We start from the raw sequence: 18798 nt of genomic DNA on the forward strand, positions 1-18798 counted from the left end.
AGAACCCAAAATTGCATTCGAGTGCTTTTCTTGAGAGTATGACTTGACAAGTATAGTATAATTAAGTAAATTTACTCGGTATAATTAAGTAAATTTACTCATCAATCCCGTTAAGCGATTTCTTGTGGTTCAAGTTCTTCTGAGGTTTTGTTTTTGAAGGGGCAGGATAGGGTCAAGCTTAAAGTCCAGGGCATCGGTTTGCAGTTTGGGCGGCTCCGTGCTTTGGATGATGTTGATATTGAGGTCAGAGGGACGGAGATATTAGCTATTATAGGCCCGAATGGCGCGGGGAAGAGCTGCCTCCTTAACTGCATAAACGGATTTTATCGCCCTCAAGAGGGCGATATTCTTTTTGAAGGAAAGAATATCACCAGACTGCCAATCCACAAAATTGCCGAACTGGGCATCTCTCGGACATTCCAGAACATCGAACTCTATACGGGGTTGACCGTTTTGGACAATCTTATGGCAGCTCGACATGTTCGCATGAAGCAAGGGGTATTGGCAGGTGCTCTGTACTTCGGCCCGGCCTATCGGGAGGAGATGGAACACCGCAAAGTAGTCGAAGATATAATAGACTTTCTCGAAATGGAACCAATAAGGAAGAAGGTGGTGGGGCTTCTTCCCTACGGAATGAGGAAGCGGGTGGAATTGGGCAGGGCTCTAGCTTTGGAGCCAAAGCTGCTTTTGCTTGATGAGCCTATGGCGGGGATGAACATAGACGAGAAAGAGGACATGGCTCGCTTCATTATAGATACTATAGAGCTTCGGCAAATTCCCATTGTCCTTGTTGAACATGATATGGAAGTGGTTATGGATATTGCTGATAGGGTGGTTGTCCTCGATTTCGGGCATAAAATTGCCGAGGGCTTTCCAGATGAAATAAAGGTCAATCCTGCGGTTATAAAGGCTTACTTGGGTGAATAGGAGGGTATAAGAAGTGGCTGTGCCCGTTTTTGATACTGCTGCTAAATATTTAAAATACAACTATGGAAAATGGGGCGATAAGAAAGTAGCCTTACGCGTAAAGGATCGGGGTATCTGGCAGTCGTATACCTGGAAAGACTACTACGAAAAGGTGAAGTACCTCTCACTTGGCTTAATCAGCCTTGGCTTGGAACGGGGTGATAAGGTGGCGATTCTGGGGGAGAATAAGCCTGAGTGGTACTGTGCTGAGCTAGCTGCCGGAGCAGCCGGTGCCACTGTGACTGGCATATTTGTTGATTGTCTGCCTACCGAGGTTAAATTCTATGTTGAGGATTCTGAGTCTAGGTTTGTCATTGCCCATGACCAGGAGCAGGTCGATAAGTTTCTGACTCCATACAAAGATAGGGAGGGCAACGAGCATCCACCCCTTAAAGATGAACTGTCCTTGCTGAAGAAGGTCATTTTCTGGGATCCTAAGGGGATACTTGGCTTTGAAGGGACTCCTATTGGTGACTATGCCGACCCGATTCTGACGAGCTTCGACCAGGTTGTCGAGTTGGGCAAGGATTACGAGAAAAATCATCCCGGCTTATTTGAAGAAAATATCGAGAAGACTAGCGGAGATGACATAGGCCTTTTCATGTATACATCCGGCACTACTGGTTTACCCAAGGCTGCCATGCTGAGGAATAAGACTTCGCAATTGACCAACAGGGCGTGGAATTCGGTAGATAAGTGGCGACCTGACGAGCAATACGTCTCCTTCTTGCCACCGGCATGGGTGACGGAGCAAGGGCTTGGGGTAGGTGCCAACTTGCTTACGGGTATGGAGATAAACTTCCCTGAAGAACCGGAGACCGTACTGGAGAACATCAGGGAAATCGGGCCTGGTATCCTTTTCTGGGGGCCAGCCAACTGGGAAAGCGTCAGCCGGCTGATTCAAGCGAAGATACTTGACACCGCTGCGCTGAGAAGATTACTGTATCACCTTTTCCTGCCAGTGGGCTACAAGGTGGGTGATTTGCGAATAGCCGAGAAGAGGGTTAACTGGCTGTGGCGAGCGCTTTATGCTATTGCTGACATGGTAGTTTTCCGACAGCTTAAGGATAAAGTTGGCCTGTTAAAGGTCAGAATTGCCTACAGTGCCGGGTCGGCAATAAGCCCTGAGATATTTCGTTACTTCCAGGCCCTTGGCGTGAAACTCAAGCAGCTATACGGCAGCACAGAAATGGGTCTGGTCACCATTCACCCTGATGATGATATCCGGCCAGAAACCTGTGGTCCTCTCATGCCCGGGTATGAATGCCGACTGGCTGATGACGGTGAGATCCTGGTAAGAAGCGAGATGCTCTTCGCCGGCTATTACAGGAAGCCCCAAGCCACTAAGGAAAAATACTTGGGCGACTGGTATACTAGCGGTGATTTCGGCCACATCGAAGAGCATGGTCACCTCATCTGTATTGACAGGATGGACCACTTGAAGGAATTAAGCGGCGGTCGCAAGTTTTCGCCACAATTTGCTGAAATCAGGCTGAGGTTCAGCCCTTATATCAAAGGGGCCTTGATTGTGGGGAGCGAGGACAAGGATTTTGTCACCGCCATAATAAATATTGACTTGGACAATATGGGACGCTGGGCTGAAGCCAGGCGTATCCCTTATACCACCTTTACTGACCTGTCCCAGAAGCCGGAAGTGATTAATGTGATAAAGGGCGAGATATTGAGGGTTAATAGGCACCTCCCTGAATGGACGAGGATAAAGAGATTTGTCAATTTGCACAAGGAATTTGATGCCGATGATGCTGAACTTACCCGAACCAGAAAACTGCGGCGCGATTTTATCGAAGAACGATATGGATATCTGATAGACGCACTCTATGGGGATAAGGGTGAGTTGAAGGTGGAAGCTCCGATTACTTACCGCGATGGTCGGACAGGGACAATGCATACAAGCGTCAAAGTCAACACTGTTGAATAGAGCAAGATGAGCTAAAGGAGGAGAAGTGCAGTTTTTTCTGGAGCTAAGTCTCAATGGTTTGGTCATCGGGGCGCTTTATGCTCTGGTGGCACTGGCAATAGTCCTCGTTTGTAAAGCCACTGAGGTGGTGAGTCTAGCCCACGGTCAGTTGCTAGCCTTCGGTGCCCTGTTTTTCTATGTGGGCTATATATTGTTGGGATTGCCCCTCTGGGTAGGTTGGCTTGTAGGTTTGGCAATGGGCGCTGTTCTTGGATTTGCTGTCGAGCGCATTTGCCTGCGGCCGCTAATCGGTCAGCCACTTTTCTCGGGTTTCCTTATGACTTTTGCTGTATTCATGGTGCTTGATGGGATTTTCGCGCTCATCTTGAAAGGCGAGGCCTGGGGATTTCCTGACTTTTTGCCCAAGGGTAATATTACCATTGCCGGTTCTAGTGTGCCCGTAGGTGGTTTATATAGTCTTGGTATTTGTCTAGTGGTGTTCCTGTTGACGGTGCTCTTCTTTCGCTATACCAAGGTTGGCCTGGGGATGCGGGCTACTGCCGAGTCACACCAGCTAGCCCAAAGTGCGGGCATAAACGTCAGGACGATTTTTTCCCTTGTCTGGATTCTATCGGCGGTGGTGGCCGTTGTCGCCGGCGTCATGCTGGCGAGGTATTACGATATCCGCTTCATGTTGACTATGGTAGCCTTTAAGGGTCTGGTTGTAGCCATGGTTGGCGGTCTGGACTCATTGCCTGGTGCTCTTGTCGGTGGGCTCTTGTTGGGCTGGGTGGAAAATGTGGCTTCAGGCTATTTAGACCCGATTGTTGGCGGCGGTATTCAGGAGGTAGCGGGTTATATCATGCTTCTCCTCGTTCTCTTAGTTAGACCCTATGGTATCTTCGGCTTAGTCAGAATAGAGAGGGTGTGACATGCTTCCCTGCGGTACTTTCAACCAAGATTACGGCAGAGATACGGCGGTTATCAGGACAAGGCTGCAATGGATTATTACCATCCTAGCCCTTGTGGTACTGCTTACGTTTCCACTTTACGGCGACCATTATTTAATAGGCTTAATCAACAAGATGTCCATTACCATCGTCGCTGTGTTGGGGTTGCAGCTGATGATGGGTTATTGCGGGCTGATCTCATTCGGTCAGGTGGCATTTGTGGCAATAGGTGCCTTCACCTCAGCTATTCTCACTGCTACTTATGGTTGGCCGTTCTGGCTGGCGTTGCCGGTTTCAGGCATCGTTGCTGGGCTGGTTGGCATTGTCGGCGGTACCCCGGCTCTGAGGATTAAAGGCTTCTATCTCGCCCTGGCCACTCTGGCTATCCACTACATTGTCACCTGGCTGATATTGCATCTGAAAATCACCGGTGGTGTCGTAGGCTTACATGCGCCACCACCTACGGCGTTTGGTTTTGCTTTCGATACAGATGAAACGATGTACTACATTATTGTGCCCGTGATGCTGCTGATGACCTATTTCGCCAAGAATTTGGCCAGGTCAAGGATAGGCAGAGCTTTTGTAGCTATCAGGGATAATGACCTTGCAGCTTCGGTAATGGGAGTGAGCCTATTTAGATACAAATTAGTTGCTTTCTTCATCGGTTGTTTCTTTGCTGGCATCGCTGGCTCGCTGTTTGCTCACTGGATGATGTTTGTCCACGTGGAGCAGTTTCCGCTGGCTGATGCCGTTTTCTACATCGGTATGCTTATCGTTGGTGGCCTGGGGACAATAGTGGGGGTCTTCTTCGGCACTGTTTTTATCAGCTTGCTAATTGAAGCGGTTACCTTTGCCTCGCCGACGTTGACCGGGTGGTTCCCAGCTTTGGGCATTGCGCCGGCGGCAGCGCTAGGTGCCAGCGCCTTTGGCGTCATAATTGTGCTCTTCTTAATTTTTGAGCCCAGAGGGCTAGCCCATCGCTGGGCTATTTTCAAAGCATCCTACAGACTTTTCCCGTTTGCGTATTAGCTAATAGGGGATATAAAACAAAATAGATGGGAGGTTGGAAATGGGAAAGACAAAGTCTCTAGTATTCAGTGTTATTGTGCTCCTGATATTGCTGACGTTGTCGTCAGTACTTGGATGTGCCCCTAAGGTACCGCTCAAAGAAAAGGTAGTCACCTTCCTAGACCTGGCGGATTATACCGGGCCGATAGCTGGACTCAATGTTCCGGCTGCGACAGCGGCCGAGGATATGTTCAAGGAGGTAAACTCCAAGGGTGGTGTTGGGGTGAAGATAAATTATATCAGTGTTGACACTCGTTACGATATCGCCCGCGGTGTATCAGCCTATAAAAGGTATCGAACCGAGCCCAAGCTCATGACGGTGGTTGCTATTAGCACGGCGCTTAGCAAGGCTATCACACCTATGACAGCGAGAGACAAAGTAGTGCAGAATGTGACAGGCGATGGTGAACCTCAAGCCCGCCTCGGTTGGGTGTTCATCATAGGTGCTGCTTACCAGAATGCTTTTGGGGCCAGCATTGATTTCCTGTTAGAAGACTGGAAGAATAATGGTAAGTCTGGTATGCCTATTGTTGGCTACATGAATTGGGACAGCGCCTATGGCAGGGAGCTGCTGCGTGGCGGCCAGGAATATGCCGAGAAGCTTGGTGTAAAACTGCTACCGCCGGAGTTCTTTCCTACTGGGGCTCCTGACCACACTGTTTGGCTACAACGACTTGCTACAGGTAATCCCGATTATATCCTCATTGCCGGCGTGGACCCAACGCCGAGTAATGTCTTACGTGATGCCTATAAGCTGGGCCTGACCAAGAAGATCCAGTTTATTGATACCAGTTATTGGGGGCCCACTGAAGCAGTCGGCATTAAGCTACATCCTGAGGCTACAGAAGGGTGCTGGATGAATTCTTATTATCTCCGTGGTGACGAAGCCTGGACACATCCTCTGGCTGCCTATATGGTGCCGAAGTATCATGGCAAAAGCGTTGAAGAGTTCCGTAAGGAGACAGCAGCAATCTATGTTGCTGGACTGACGCGGCCACTTACCTTCGCCAAAGCTTTAGAGATAGCCCTTGAAAAAGTTGGCTATGATAAACTGGATGGCGAAGCTATGAAAGCAGGTATGGAGGCAATTACCGGCATCGATGTAGGTGATGGTCTAACAGGACCCATTGCTTACAGCCCTACCAGTCGACAAAGTGTCGATCAAACCAAATTCTACCAAGTGAAGAACGGCAAAGAGGTGCCTATCAGTGGTTGGAGAAAGGTACCTGATTGTGTATCGCTACATGACTGGAATGAGTAAAATGGAAGGGGGTGATAATGGGCATTGCATGAATGGAGACTTAAAAGCGAGAGACTAAAATGAAGGAGGTGAAAAGTCTGCAAATGAGCAAAAGAAAGTATCTATTATTTGGTGCAATTCTGCTTGTGGTAGTGCTGGCGTTGCCAGCAGTCTCTGCCTGCGCACCTAAAGCACCGGCACAGGAGAAGGTGATCAGCTACTTGAGCCTGGGTGATTATACCGGGCCGATAGCCGGGCTAAATGTCCCTGCCGATATGGGTTGTGGGGACATGTTCAAGGAGATAAATGCTACCGGTGGTGTTGACGGGGTAAAATGCAATTTTATCGGCGTGGATACCCGCTATGATACCGCGCGCGGTGTGTCGGCCTACAAGAGATACCGGACTGAGCCCAAGCTGTTGGTGGTGAATGCCATCAGCACACCGTTCGGCAAGGCTATCATGCCGATGACCATGAAAGACAAGGTAGTCCAGCTGGCTCCGGGTGACGGTGAGGCTCAGGCCAAAATAGGCTGGGTGTTCCCCTGGGGTGTCTGCTATCAGAATGCCTTCGGAGCCACCATAGACTTCATCCTGAAAGACTGGAAGGATAAGGGCAAGACCGGCAGCCCTGTAATCGGTTACATGAGCTGGGACAGCGCCTACGGCAGAGAGCCACTTCGTGGCGGCAAGGAATACGCTGAGAAGCTCGGTGTAAAATTGCTGCCGCCGGAGTTCTTCCCCACGGGTGCTCCTGACCATACCGTCTGGCTCCAGAGACTCGCCACAGCTGGCGCCAACTATATCATCATCGGTGGTGTTGACCCGACGCCGAGCAACATCATGCGTGACGCTTACAAGCTGGGTATTACTAAGACGATTCAATTTGTTGATTCCACTTTCTGGGGTCCTACTGAAGCGGTTGGCATCAAGCTGCATCCGGAAGCTACTGAAGGTTGCTGGATGAACAGCTATTATCTCCGTGGTGACGAGTGCTGGTCGCACCCGCTGGCTGCTAAGATGATACCGAAGTACCGTGGAGTGAGCGTTGACGAGTTCCGCAAGAACACACCGTCGAACTATGTAACCGGAATGGTATGGGCGCTTGTTTACAAAGAGGGCGCGAAGAGAGCCATAGCTGCCGTTGGCTACGACAAACTTGATGGTGAGGCGATGAAGACGGCTTACGAGTCGCTCACTGGCATGGATATTTCACAAGGACTGGTAGGGCCTTGCACCTACAGTCCCACTAACCGCCAGGGCAGCGATGTGACCAAGTTCTACGCAGTGAAGGGTGGCAAGGAGGTGTCTATTAGTGGTTTCGTGAAGGTTCCCGATTGCGTAGCCCTCTATGACTGGAGTAAATAGGAGTAAGGAGGCAGAATAATGATGAAATTATGTAATTTTAGGACGCTAGTTTTTGTAGCTATGGTAGCACTTCTGGTGTTGCCAATATCGGCCTGTGCTCCTAAGGCGCCCCCACCACCTCCAGCAGGAACACTAACTGTGGAACCAGCGAAAATTGACCAGGCTGCGCTCAAAGCGGTATTGCCAGCGCTTGCCAAGGCGATGGGGTTACCTGAGGCTGCGGCAGCAGGTCTTCCGCCTCAAATGGGAATTCTGGCTGTACCTGTGAAGTTTAAGGGTACCGGCTGGCAGCCCAACGAGATAATTACTGTGGACCTGGTTGTACCCCCCGATGTGGAAATGAAGGGGCTCGACCGTGAGCGCGGTGAGGACAGTGTTGGCATTGCTTATGCCACTGCCAATGACAAAGGTGATTTTGAGGTGACGCTGGAAAGGGTAGCGAAAGTTGACTGGCTGTTGCGTGGTAGCTTTCTGCCCACGATGGCGCTCGATACAAAGTCACTCGGCAATCCATTACCAAATGGCACCTATACGCTAAAGGCTGTTGGTGAGGACCTCCGCTCTGTTGCTACGACAACGTGGGAGCTAGAGTTGGTGGCGGCACCAGCGCCGCCAACGCCACCGGCACCACCACCAGCGCCCTCAGAGCCAGGAAAGCTCTCCTTTGAAGCTGCTGAATATACCAATGCCGAGCTTGGTTTCTCGGTTAAATATCCCAAAGATTGGGCAAAGCAGCCGTCCGATGTCCTTCTGTTCTATGCGGCATCACCAGCTCAGGTTCCAGTTCTGTTTGTTGATGCTGAGGAGGGAGCCACTTTTGCTGAGACGCTTAAAAATTCACTGGAGGCAGCTGGCGGCTCAGGCTTCAAAGTTGTTTCTGAGAAAGAGACTACTTTAGCTGATGGCACTAAAGCCACCGAGGCGGCGATTGAAGTAACACTGAGAGGGTTTGGAGCTAAAGGTTTTGCCCTGGGTGCGAAGAAGGATACCAAGTGGGTATTGGTCACAGTAGGCACCGTAGAGCTATTGGCTAAGTACGACGAAGCTAAGTTTTCAGAGATCGTTCATACCTTACAATTCAAGAAGTAAGTGCTGGGCTAAAGGGGTTAATTGTCAACGAGTGACAAGGAAAGGAGAAGCCTTTCCGAAAGGTGGGGTTTCTCCTTTTCGCCTCGACCTTATAGTATTTTACGTGGATGGGAGTGTCTACTAATATTATAGCGCCAGGCGTTAGCTTCGCTGACCTCGACCCTAAAGGGTGGAGGATATATGTGTGGTGATAGGCTACCCTAAAGAGTCGTACTACATGGGGCAATAAATTGTTATGGCTGTTTTGTGAAGATTGATGGGGGGCTAAGAGGCGTAAAAGTGGTTAATGATATGATGGCATGATTGAGAAATATACTAACAACAGGGTACAACCTGTCTTGACTATAGAAACGACTATAGAAGGGGTACAGCATGTTAAAGTTAAACAGTATTGAAGTTATCTATCTCAATGTCATACTGGTGCTGAAAGGAGTTTCACTGGAAGTACCAGAAGGGGCGATTGTAACACTGCTTGGTGGTAATGGCGCCGGCAAGACGACCACGCTTAAGGCAATTTCTGGATTGCTTTATACGGAGGAAGGTGAAGTAACCGATGGCAGCATTGAGTGGGATGGCCAGAGAATAGACAGGATGAACCCTGAAGATGTGGTCAAGTTGGGAATTGTCCAGGTTATGGAGGGGCGTCCCATGTTTGAGCACCTTAGTGTAGAAGAAGAATTGAAAGTAGGCGCCTACATTCGGAGGGACGCTGCAGGCGTGCGAAGAGATTTGGATATGGTCTATGGTTATTTCCCAAAGCTGAAAGACTTGCGTCATGCAACAACAGGTTATCTTTCCGGAGGTGAAAGGCAGATGGTAGTGATGGGGCGGGCGCTCATGGCACGCCCGAAGCTGATGCTTTTGGATGAGCCGTCCCTGGGGCTTAGCCCGATACTGGTGAAAGAGATCTTTGACATAGTGAAAAGGATTAACGCCGAGGAAAAAACATCCATTTTAGTGGTGGAACAGAATGCTAAGGCTGCACTGGAGTTGGCTGATTACGGCTACGTGATGGAGAATGGCCGTGTGGTTATGGATGGGCCGGCTGAGAAACTGAGAGATAACGAGGACATAAAGGAATTCTACCTGGGTTTGAGTAAAGTGGGGCAACGAAGGAGCTATCGTGAAGTGAAGCACTACAAGCGGCGGAAGCGGTGGCTGGCATGATTGAATGATGGAGCTATAATAACACCCACTACCTATTTAGCTGCGACTTTTTAAAGTCATAGTGGCGAGGTTTAAGCCTCGCCACTGCATTTCCTAATGCGGAAATCCCAAACCCCAATTTCCATCAATGCAGGGACAGGTTCTAAAGACCTGTCCCTGCATTTTTTACGGCAGACTCTGCGTTTGCAGCAGGATTGCTATATGCTCGTTGCACTGACGAAAACGGTTGAGCTATAGGCCTAACTCCTGGGCTACAATCGCCCGCTGGAAGTCGCCGTCGCCGAACATTATCTCACCAGCTTTCGCGCGCCTGTAGTACAGGTGGATATCGTGGTCCATGGTGAAGCCGATTGCTCCAAATATTTGATGGGCTAAGAGGGTAACCCGTCCGCAGGCTTCACTGGTCCAGGCCTTAGCTATGGCTACATCCATATCAGACGGCAGCCCTTCATTTACTTTCCATGCTGCTTTGTACGTGATGAATCGCGCACCATCAACATCGGTTACCATGTTGGCACAGTAATGCTGGATGGCCTGAAAGCTGCCAATAGGTCGGTTAAACTGGACTCTGTCCTTGGCATACTGGACAGCCATCTCTAGCGCAGCCTGAGCACCGCCGACCATCTCAGCGCATTTAGCTACAGTAGCCTTCTGGAGGGTATCTTTTACTGTTGGCCAGCCCTGGTCTGGTTTTCCTAATATGTTGCTTTGTGGCACACTCACGTTGTCGAAGACAACCTCACATTGCTTATCACGAGCTAGAGTTTTCAGGAGAGTGCCTTTAACTCCAGGGCTTTTGGCATTAACCAGGAAAATGGTGATTCCGTCCTCGGGGTTTTTCCCCTTTTTTGTCCTGGCCACGCATAGTATATAGTCAGCCACGTTAGCATCAGGGATAAAAAGTTTAGTGCCGTTGATAACATGTCCATCGGTACCAGCCACGGCTTTGGTCTTGACTGATGGTGCGTCATATCTGGCACTTGGCTCTGTTAATGCCAAGGTGAGGAGCATGTCCCCACTGGCAATTTTGGGCAGGATATCCTTCTTTTGCTCTTCGCTTCCTGCCGCCAAGACGGTTAGACCGCCGAGGACCACAGTTGAAAAAAACGGGCCAGGCAGTATATTGTGTCCCATCTCCTCAAGGAGGACAATCAAATCTAAGAAGCTACCGCCACTACCGCCATATTTCTCTGGGAATACCAGCCCCGTCCAGCCCAGTTTCGCCATTTTTTGCCATAGTTCAGAGGAATAGCCGGTGTCGCTCTCATCTAATTGCCTGACCAGTTGCTTGGGGCATTCCTTTTGCAGAAAGTCACGGGCTGATGTCTTCAGCATCTCCTGTTCTTCACTCAGACCAAGTTCCATTTTCTACCTCCAATAATATGTGAATTTGCATAATAAGCATAAGACTTGGCTATGCACGTGGCAGCCCAAGTCCCCTCATAGCAATGATGTTGCGCTGGATTTCGGAAGTGCCGGCACCAACTAGGGCTGAGATACAATCCAGGTATCCAGCCTGGACTCTCCCTCTTAGGGATGCCCATTTGGATTCCCTTTCCAGCGGTCCATAATGTCCCATAACCTGCATCCCGGTGTTGGCTAGTTTTTGGCTTAGCTGGGTGGTAAACAGCTTCAACACAGATGCCTCGATATTCGGGACGAGTCCTTTGTCAAGCATCCAGGCTGTTTGCCAGAAGAACATGTAGGCTACTTCAATCTCGACTGCCATCTCGGCTAGTTTATTTCGTATTAAGGGATTCTGGCTCAAGGATTGTCCATTGTGTTTTGTTTCTTTGGTGTACTGCGTTATTTCTTCGAAGGTTCGCTTGAAGCCTCCTATGGGGATTACAAGCCTCTCGAAGTCCAGAGCTACCATTACGTAATACCAGCCCCTATTTTTCTCACCGACGATGTTCTTTTTTGGCACCACTACATTGTCAAAAAACACTTCATTAAAAGACTGAGAGCCACATATGTTTGTCAAGGGGCGGATAGTAACACCTGGTGATTGGTTGTCTACAATAAGCAATGTAATCCCTCTGTGAGGGGCAGCATTAGGGTCTGTCCTGGCAATCATCCAGGCATAATGTGACACGTGGGCCGCAGTGCTCCAGATTTTTTGTCCATTGATGATAAGGTCATCGCCATCTTCAACAGCACGAGTCTGAATAGAGGCAAGGTCAGAACCAGCGTTTGGTTCACTGTAAGCCAGCCAGAACCTTGCTTCACCTCTGGCTATTTTAGGCAGCCATTCTTTCTTCATTTCGTCGCTGCCGAAGAGCATGATGGTGGGACCGCCGATTAGCGTGGCTACTTCACCACCGGGTGCTCTATAGTAGCTCATGCGCTCGTGGAAGATGGCCTGTTCAATATTGGTACGTCCTGCGCCACCATATTCTTTGGGCCATGAGATATTAAGCCAGCTTCTCTCAGCTAACTGGTGTCTGAATTGCTCAATATGGGGGTTAGCTTCTTCAAATTCTGATAAGGTGCCGTACCCCCCAGGCCAGTAAATGTTTTTCTCGGTCCAGCCTGCAGGTAGCTCCTTTTTTATGAAATCCTCGACCTCTGTTCGAAATGCTTCTTCTCGGTCGCTAAATCGAAAATCCATATTTATCCTTTCTGAAAGCTTCGCTGGTTTAAAGAGCTAGAGCAGTTTACCCTCGTGGTAATCCCAATCCTCTCATAGCGATAATGTTACGTTGAATCTCGTTGGAGCCACCACCGACACCTATAGAGAGGGAGCTTAGATACAGTCGCATTATCCTAGCATTGAGCGGGGCCCATTTAGAATCCCTGTCCAGCTCCCCATAATGACCTAGAATACGCATACCTACGTTGGCTAACCGTCTCATTACTTCGCTGCCAAATATCATTGTCATGGAAGATTCATAGCTGGGATGGAGGCCTTTACTATACATCCAAGCGATGCGATAACACATCAAACGGAGAACTTCATTTTCGATTGCCATTTCTGCCAGTTCATTCTTGAGCAGGGGGTCATTGGCAATAGGTTCTCCGTTACGTTTGGTTTCTTTGGCGTATCGAACTAAGTCTTCGATGGTTCGTTGCTGTGCCGCAGCGGTGCCAACTGAGGAGCGTTCATAATCTAAAGCTATAACTAGTTGATACCAGCCGTTGTTTTTCTGCCCTACCAGGTTGTCTTTGGGGATGCGCACATCATCGAAGAAGACCTCATTGAAAGAATGTCGGTTCAAGATGTTTATCAGGGGACGAATAGTAATTCCCGGCGTCTTCATATCAACGATAAACATGCTCATTCCTTTGTGCTTGGATGCATCTGGGTCAGTTCTGGCAGCGAGCCAGCAATAGTCGGCTAGATGCCCGTAGCTACACCATATCTTCTGGCCGTTAATCACATACTCATCGCCAACTTCAACAGCGCGGGTTTGTAGTGCGGCGAGGTCGGAGCCAGCGTTTGGCTCACTATAGCCAAGGCAGAAAATTATATCGCCTTTTGCCACCGGGGTTACATAGTCCTTCTTTTGCTTTTCGGTGCCAAAGAGCGCAATGGTGGGGGCCACCCAGTTTACCGTTATCTCTACCTCCACGCTTATCGGTGCCCTGTTGTAAGCCAGTTCTTCAGCTAGTATAAGCCGTTTGGTGTGGCTCAATTCCAGCCCACCGTATTCTTTAGGATATGCTGGTGCTAGCCAGCCCTTCTGACCCAGTTTGCGCTGGAACTGACGGGAAAGTGCCCATGATTCCTCGGTTTCCTCCCATATGCCTGGGTCGAGTTCAAACCACCTTTGAGGAATCTCCTGCTTCAGCCATTGGCGAACCTCTTTCCTGAAGGCCTCCTCATCTTCGGTAAATCTGAAGTCCATGCTTGTCCTCCCTGTTATAAGTCAGGTTATGCGTGCCTACTCGATGATGGCGATAATGTCATCTTCCAGGATGGAGTCACCCTCTTTCACTCTGATTTCTACCACCTTCCCGTTGTGAGGAGATTTCACCCGGATTTCCATTTTCATGGATTCAAGAATAACAATAGTGTCGCCCTCGTTAACTTGTGAACCAGGCTCTACCACGATTTTCCAGATGCTACCTGTAATTGGTGAAACAACTTCTGTCATAGCTGGCTTAACTCGCTTTACCTTTTATTTTATTTAGCCTTTGTTTGACTCAAGCCCAGAATGATTTTAGCCTCTTGCACAGTTGCTGGCTCCCTGCCAACATCTCGTGTCATTCTTGCTGCTTTTTCCACCAGTGGGCCGTTTCCTTCTCCCATAACCCCCGGCGATAGATAGAAGTTATCTTCGAGTCCAACTCTGATATTCCCACCAAGAGCCAGAGCAGTAGCTACCAGTAACCATTGGTCTTCACTGATACCTATTACCTGCCATTGCACTCCTGGAGGTACTACACTAGACACATGGGTTAGATTTCTAGCGGTGGCAGCCATTCCTCCAACTACACCAAAAATGAGGCTTACTTGAAAGTTCTTGATCGATCCCATATCAACCAATGGGAATAAGCTTTCCAAATGACCAAGGTCGAAGCATTCGCACTCTGGCTTTACACCGCTTTTGTTCATGGTGTCCAAAAAGAACATTATATCATCGAATGGGTTCTGGAAAACCATAGAGAAAACGAAATTCTTCCGCCTGGGACTGTATTTGGCATAATTCATTGTGCCCATATTGAGGGCGGCGATGTCTGGCTTTACCTCCCGGATATGAGCGATTCTATTCTCTCTGTCTATACCTACAGCGCCGGTAGAGAAGTTAACTATAATGGGGCACCTTTTCCGAACCTCCTCCATAATTTCCCGAAAAATCTCCACTCTCCAGGACGGCCGGCCGTCATATTCTCTGCCGTGAATATGTACTATTGAAGCTCCAGCATTGTAGGCACTTAGCGCCTCTTCAGCGATTTCCTGAGGGGTATAAGGGATCCACTTGCATTGTTCTCTGTTAGCTGCGACACCGGTCAAGGCAGCAGTTATTACCACTTTGTCTTGTAAACCCATGGTTTCTCCTCTCGCGTTATTTTCCTTTCCATACTGGTTCACGCTTTTCCAGAAAAGCGGCAATCCCTTCACCTACATCTTCAGCCATCATATTAATCGCCAGCATTGATGCCAGGTATTCCAGGGCTTTCTCATATTCCATATCGCGCATGGTGTAAAATGCTCTTCTGCCGAGCCTAAGAATAGCCGGGCTTTTATTGACTATTTTCTTGGCGATTTCATCAACTTTGGCATCCAATTGGTCTCTGGGCACAACATAGTTCACCAGGCCAAGTTGTTGCGCCTCTTTGGCAGGAATTCTTTCTCCGGTGAGCATCATCTCGAGCAGTCTTTTTGGAGCTGAAGCAAAGCGGGCTAAAGTTGCCATGATGATATAAGGGAATAGCGCCACGTTTATTTCCGGTGTTCCAAAGAGACAATCATCGGCAGCGATTACTATGTCACAGGCACAAGCCAGACCAAGTCCACCACCCAGGGCATGGCCATTCATCCGACCGATCAAAGGCTTCTTTAAGTCTCTGATTATCTTAAAGAGCTCGGCAAAATTTCTCTGACCCTCATAGCGGTCGAGAAAACTCGTTGTAGCACCCATAGATTCGGCAAAGTCAGCACCGGCACAGAAGACCTTACTGCCGGCACCGGTGAGAACAATGGCGACTACTGCTGGGTCATCGTCATATTTCTTGAAGGCATCCAGGAGTTCGGTCATCATCGTTGGTGAAATCGCATTTCTTCGCTCCTCACGAGATAGGGTGATTGTGGTTACTTTGTCTTTTACCTCTGTTGTTATAGTTTGGTACATTTGCGGCCTCCTTACACTGGATAAACTCCATGCTTTCTGGGATGCCTGAGTATCTTCTTATCTTTGGTAAATTCGAGAGCTCTGATTAAGACCTTTCTGGTTTCCCTGGGGTCGATGACGTCATCTACTACGCCTAATCTGGCTGGCTTGTGAATGTCAAATTGAGGCCTTATGTCATCGGCAAGGCGCTCTACCATCTCCTGAGGGTTTTCAGCCTCTGCTAGCTGCTTTCTGGCGAAGATGGACACCATACCCTCAGGGCCCATAACCGATATCTCAGCCCCGGGGTAGGCGATCAGCAAATCGGGGTCAAAAGACCTGCCGCACATGGCATAGTACCCGGCACCGTAGGATTTTCTTACAATTATGGTGAATTTAGGGACGGTAGCTTCAGCAACGGTATGAATCATCTTGGCGCCATGCCTGATAATCCCCGATTTCTCTGCTTTAGACCCCACCATGAAGCCAGGGACATCAGAGAGGAAGAGAAGTGGGATATTGAAAGCATCGCAGAGCCAAATGAAGCGGGCAGCTTTGTCGGCGGCATCAATGTCGATGACCCCACCATAGAAGATGGGGTTATTGCCGATAATTCCTATTGAATAACCAGCTATCCTCCCGAATCCGACAATGATATTCCTTCCCCATTTTGGTTTGATTTCAAACAAATAACCGTCGTCAACTATATGTTTTATGAGGTCGTGCATATCAAAGGCTTCCCGAGGGCTGTCCGGGATAACATTCAGTATACCGTCAGGGATTAAAGCTTCAGGGTCTCCAGACCAATTCTTTCGAGGCGGTTTGTCATCGTAATTTTGGGGGAAGAAAGACAGATATGCTTTTATTGCTTTAATACATTCCTCGTCGCTAGCTACTTCAAGATCACCACAGCCGCTTATCTCACAGTGAACTTTAGAGCCCCCCAGTTCATCCTCGGTAAGTGTTTCTCGAATCACCATTTTAACCAAGGATGGTCCACCTAGACCCATAAAGCTAGTTCCTTTAACCATAGGCACGAAATCGGAAAGGCCCGGGATATAGGCGGTACCAGCATATCCTGGCCCCATCATGGCCGCAACCAGAGGTATTACGCCTGACATCAGAGATTCTTCTTTGAAGAGATAGCCAGAATCAGCAAACATTGGTATCATTTCACCAGAGAGGCCTCCGCCGCTTACTCTGGCACCTCCAGAATCTCCCAGCCATATCATTGGGATTCTCTGTTTTAGAGCGATTTCCCTTATACGGGACACCTTTCTTTCATTTGTTATGCCCATGGAGCCGCCCCTCACAGTAAAATCATAAGCTGCCACAGCTACATCTCTAACTCTGACCCCGTCATCCATCTTGCCATATCCGGTGATGACCCCGTCAGCTGGGACAAGCTCGCTCACACCAAATTCACCACCAAGCATACCAACTTCAACAAATGTCCCCTTTTCAATCAAGAGGTCAAGACGTTCCCGTGCGGTCAATTTCCCTCTGTCATGGTGTTTTTTGACGGCTTCCTCGCCGCCCATCTTATTGATTTCCTCGCGGAGGTCGTGAAGTTCTTTAACCTCCTTCTTCATCCTGTCACCCATTTTTCACCTCCAATAATTTTGATATGAAATGCGTATCATAGGTTCCTGACTTGAACATTGCAGAATCGAAAGCTTTCTTCAGAAAGGGGATGTTGTTCTTAATGCCAGTGATTTCATAATCCTCTAGAGCTTTTAACATTTTCATTATCGCTTCATCTCTATCTTTGCCCCAAACAACCAACTTAGCAATCAAAGGGTCGTAGAACTGGCTAATAGTGTCACCAGCTTTGTAGCCGGAGTCAACTCTTACACCATCACCTTGGGGTTCTACGTAAGAGAGCAGCTTGCCTGGAGAGGGGTAGAAATTCTCTGAGTCCTCGGCATAAATGCGGGCTTCAAGAGCCCACCCCTTCCACTTCAAGTCATCTTCTTTAATAGAAAGAGGCTGGTCTGATGCGATCCCGATTTGCTCTGCAACCAGGTCGAAACCTGTAATCATTTCTGTAATCGGGTGCTCCACTTGAAGCCTGGTATTTATCTCTAGAAAATAGAAGTTCCGATGTTTGTCAACCACAAACTCTACAGTGCCGGCATTACTGTAGCCAAGCTCTTGAGCCAGTCGCTTGGCTGCTTGCCTAAGCCCCAGTCTCAACTCAGGAGTGGCAAAAGGTGATGGTGACTCCTCGATTACTTTCTGATGTCTTCTTTGCACAGAGCATTCTCTTTCCGGGAAGGTGACCACGTTACCGTCGTTGTCCCCCAGGATTTGGATTTCTATATGATGAGGCGACTCAAGATACTTTTCGATGTAGACTCTGTTGTCGCCAAAGGCTAACATAGCCCGATTTGAGGCCTCATCGAAGGCTTCTGCTACCTCCTCCAGTTTTTCCACTTTTCTCATGCCTATCCCGCCACCACCGGCTGATGCTTTAAAAATGACAGGGAAAGAAAGCTTTGCTGCCCATTCTTTTGCCTCATCCACATTGCTTAATATTCCGCTCCCCGGTGGGATTGGTATGTCCAGAGTGGTAGCGATTTCTCGGGAGCGTGCCTTGTCCCCCATTTTATTGATGACATCAGAATTTGGTCCGATAAATATGAAGCCTTCGCTTTCACACCGCTGGGCGAATTCCCACCTTTCCGCTAAGAAGCCATATCCGGGATGAATAGCGCTTGCCTCTGCCCCTTTGGCTATTTCAATAATACTGTCGATATTAAGGTAGCTGTCTTTGGGTTTGGCGCCACTAACCCTTATCGCCTTATCTGCTTCTTTGACAAATAGAGCTGTCTCGTCTGCGTCCGAATATATGGCTATGGTCTCAATACCTAATTTTTTAGCGGTTCTGATTATCCGCCGCGCAATCTCTCCGCGGTTGACAATGAGTATAGATTTAAGCATGAGAGGAACCTTACACGAATGTGGCAAGTTGACATAGATAGTAGTCTAAAGTCTGACCTCTAAAAATAGCATTAGGAAGATTTGTCATCAGTTTTTACAAATTCAGCAGCACGCCAGGAAATAAGCATTTTGGAGATTTTCCCCGATTGATAAATATACCTTAGTTTTCTGAGAACTGTCAACATATCTGCCGCTGTATTCTAAATCGCATCTAAATATAATTTGCTATTCGAGGTATTGGGTGGCATAATTTATCTCGATTTACCAACTGCCGGTTGTCAGTTTGGACCTGACCGCTGGCTACATTTTTGGGTAA

16 protein-coding genes are annotated in these 18798 nt (G+C 48.6%); 8 read left to right on the top strand and 8 right to left on the bottom strand.

Features of this window, described 5'->3' with window-relative positions; genetic code table 11:
* Nucleotides 1-153: 153 nt before the first annotated feature.
* From FJ023_04900 to FJ023_04935, 8 genes are all read left to right on the top strand, one after another.
* Nucleotides 154-927, top strand: a complete 774-nt coding sequence (locus FJ023_04900) for an ABC transporter ATP-binding protein (protein ID MBM4446676.1) — start codon at nucleotides 154-156, stop codon at nucleotides 925-927.
* Nucleotides 928-940: 13 nt separating this feature from the next.
* Nucleotides 941-2905: a long-chain fatty acid--CoA ligase gene (locus FJ023_04905; protein MBM4446677.1), complete on the top strand. Its 1965-nt coding sequence runs from the start codon at nucleotides 941-943 to the stop codon at nucleotides 2903-2905.
* Between the two features lie 25 nt (nucleotides 2906-2930).
* Nucleotides 2931-3815, top strand: a complete 885-nt coding sequence (locus FJ023_04910) for a branched-chain amino acid ABC transporter permease (GenBank protein ID MBM4446678.1) — start codon at nucleotides 2931-2933, stop codon at nucleotides 3813-3815.
* Nucleotide 3816: 1 nt separating this feature from the next.
* Nucleotides 3817-4863 carry a branched-chain amino acid ABC transporter permease gene (locus tag FJ023_04915; GenBank protein MBM4446679.1) on the top strand — a complete coding sequence of 349 codons (1047 nt, stop codon included), beginning with the start codon at nucleotides 3817-3819 and terminating at the stop codon, nucleotides 4861-4863.
* Between the two features lie 40 nt (nucleotides 4864-4903).
* Nucleotides 4904-6163: a hypothetical protein gene (locus tag FJ023_04920; GenBank protein MBM4446680.1), complete on the top strand. Its 1260-nt coding sequence runs from the start codon at nucleotides 4904-4906 to the stop codon at nucleotides 6161-6163.
* 59 nt (nucleotides 6164-6222) lie between these two features.
* Nucleotides 6223-7509 carry a hypothetical protein gene (locus tag FJ023_04925; GenBank protein ID MBM4446681.1) on the top strand — a complete coding sequence of 429 codons (1287 nt, stop codon included), beginning with the start codon at nucleotides 6223-6225 and terminating at the stop codon, nucleotides 7507-7509.
* 18 nt (nucleotides 7510-7527) lie between these two features.
* Entirely contained in the window at nucleotides 7528-8598 is a 1071-nt protein-coding gene (locus FJ023_04930; protein ID MBM4446682.1) for a hypothetical protein, read from the top strand.
* 372 nt (nucleotides 8599-8970) lie between these two features.
* Entirely contained in the window at nucleotides 8971-9765 is a 795-nt protein-coding gene (locus tag FJ023_04935; GenBank protein ID MBM4446683.1) for an ABC transporter ATP-binding protein, read from the top strand.
* A 231-nt stretch (nucleotides 9766-9996) separates the two neighbouring features.
* Here the strand turns inward: FJ023_04935 and FJ023_04940 are convergent, their stop codons facing one another.
* From FJ023_04940 to FJ023_04975, 8 genes are read right to left on the bottom strand one after another with little or no spacing between them, the layout of a single operon-like run.
* The gene (locus tag FJ023_04940) at nucleotides 9997-11130 is read right to left on the bottom strand and encodes an acyl-CoA dehydrogenase (protein ID MBM4446684.1); all 1134 of its coding nucleotides are present in this window, start codon (nucleotides 11128-11130) and stop codon (nucleotides 9997-9999) included.
* A gap of 49 nt (nucleotides 11131-11179) precedes the next feature.
* A complete protein-coding gene (locus FJ023_04945; GenBank protein MBM4446685.1) occupies nucleotides 11180-12376 on the bottom strand; it encodes an acyl-CoA dehydrogenase in 1197 nt (398 codons plus the stop codon).
* A gap of 46 nt (nucleotides 12377-12422) precedes the next feature.
* Nucleotides 12423-13613 carry an acyl-CoA dehydrogenase gene (locus FJ023_04950; protein MBM4446686.1) on the bottom strand — a complete coding sequence of 397 codons (1191 nt, stop codon included), beginning with the start codon at nucleotides 13611-13613 and terminating at the stop codon, nucleotides 12423-12425.
* Nucleotides 13614-13649: 36 nt separating this feature from the next.
* Complete coding sequence (locus FJ023_04955; GenBank protein ID MBM4446687.1) at nucleotides 13650-13862, bottom strand: biotin/lipoyl-binding carrier protein; 213 nt, start codon at nucleotides 13860-13862, stop codon at nucleotides 13650-13652.
* A 29-nt stretch (nucleotides 13863-13891) separates the two neighbouring features.
* A complete protein-coding gene (locus tag FJ023_04960) occupies nucleotides 13892-14758 on the bottom strand; it encodes a 3-keto-5-aminohexanoate cleavage protein (GenBank protein MBM4446688.1) in 867 nt (288 codons plus the stop codon).
* 16 nt (nucleotides 14759-14774) lie between these two features.
* The gene (locus tag FJ023_04965) at nucleotides 14775-15560 is read right to left on the bottom strand and encodes a crotonase (protein MBM4446689.1); all 786 of its coding nucleotides are present in this window, start codon (nucleotides 15558-15560) and stop codon (nucleotides 14775-14777) included.
* An 11-nt stretch (nucleotides 15561-15571) separates the two neighbouring features.
* Nucleotides 15572-17131 carry an acyl-CoA carboxylase subunit beta gene (locus tag FJ023_04970; GenBank protein MBM4446690.1) on the bottom strand — a complete coding sequence of 520 codons (1560 nt, stop codon included), beginning with the start codon at nucleotides 17129-17131 and terminating at the stop codon, nucleotides 15572-15574.
* A 4-nt stretch (nucleotides 17132-17135) separates the two neighbouring features.
* Nucleotides 17136-18482 carry an ATP-grasp domain-containing protein gene (locus tag FJ023_04975; protein MBM4446691.1) on the bottom strand — a complete coding sequence of 449 codons (1347 nt, stop codon included), beginning with the start codon at nucleotides 18480-18482 and terminating at the stop codon, nucleotides 17136-17138.
* Between the last annotated feature and the right edge of the window lie 316 nt (nucleotides 18483-18798).

It is taken from the genome of Chloroflexota bacterium (assembly GCA_016875875.1).
Taxonomy (GTDB): Bacteria; Chloroflexota; Dehalococcoidia; order GIF9; family UBA5629; genus 9FT-COMBO-48-23.

Excerpts from the sequence above, each read along its gene's own strand:
- FJ023_04960 (MBM4446688.1), bottom strand. The coding sequence starts at position 14,758 with ATGGGTTTACAAGACAAAGTGGTAATAACTGCTGCCTTGACCGGTGTC.
- FJ023_04930 (MBM4446682.1), top strand. The coding sequence starts at position 7,528 with ATGATGAAATTATGTAATTTTAGGACGCTAGTTTTTGTAGCTATGGTA.
- FJ023_04965 (MBM4446689.1), bottom strand. The coding sequence starts at position 15,560 with ATGTACCAAACTATAACAACAGAGGTAAAAGACAAAGTAACCACAATC.
- FJ023_04975 (MBM4446691.1), bottom strand. The coding sequence starts at position 18,482 with ATGCTTAAATCTATACTCATTGTCAACCGCGGAGAGATTGCGCGGCGG.
- FJ023_04925 (MBM4446681.1), top strand. The coding sequence starts at position 6,223 with ATGAAGGAGGTGAAAAGTCTGCAAATGAGCAAAAGAAAGTATCTATTA.
- FJ023_04945 (MBM4446685.1), bottom strand. The coding sequence starts at position 12,376 with ATGGATTTTCGATTTAGCGACCGAGAAGAAGCATTTCGAACAGAGGTC.
- FJ023_04920 (MBM4446680.1), top strand. The coding sequence starts at position 4,904 with ATGGGAAAGACAAAGTCTCTAGTATTCAGTGTTATTGTGCTCCTGATA.
- FJ023_04950 (MBM4446686.1), bottom strand. The coding sequence starts at position 13,613 with ATGGACTTCAGATTTACCGAAGATGAGGAGGCCTTCAGGAAAGAGGTT.
- FJ023_04970 (MBM4446690.1), bottom strand. The coding sequence starts at position 17,131 with ATGAAGAAGGAGGTTAAAGAACTTCACGACCTCCGCGAGGAAATCAAT.
- FJ023_04940 (MBM4446684.1), bottom strand. The coding sequence starts at position 11,130 with ATGGAACTTGGTCTGAGTGAAGAACAGGAGATGCTGAAGACATCAGCC.
- FJ023_04935 (MBM4446683.1), top strand. The coding sequence starts at position 8,971 with ATGTTAAAGTTAAACAGTATTGAAGTTATCTATCTCAATGTCATACTG.
- FJ023_04955 (MBM4446687.1), bottom strand. The coding sequence starts at position 13,862 with ATGACAGAAGTTGTTTCACCAATTACAGGTAGCATCTGGAAAATCGTG.
- FJ023_04915 (MBM4446679.1), top strand. The coding sequence starts at position 3,817 with ATGCTTCCCTGCGGTACTTTCAACCAAGATTACGGCAGAGATACGGCG.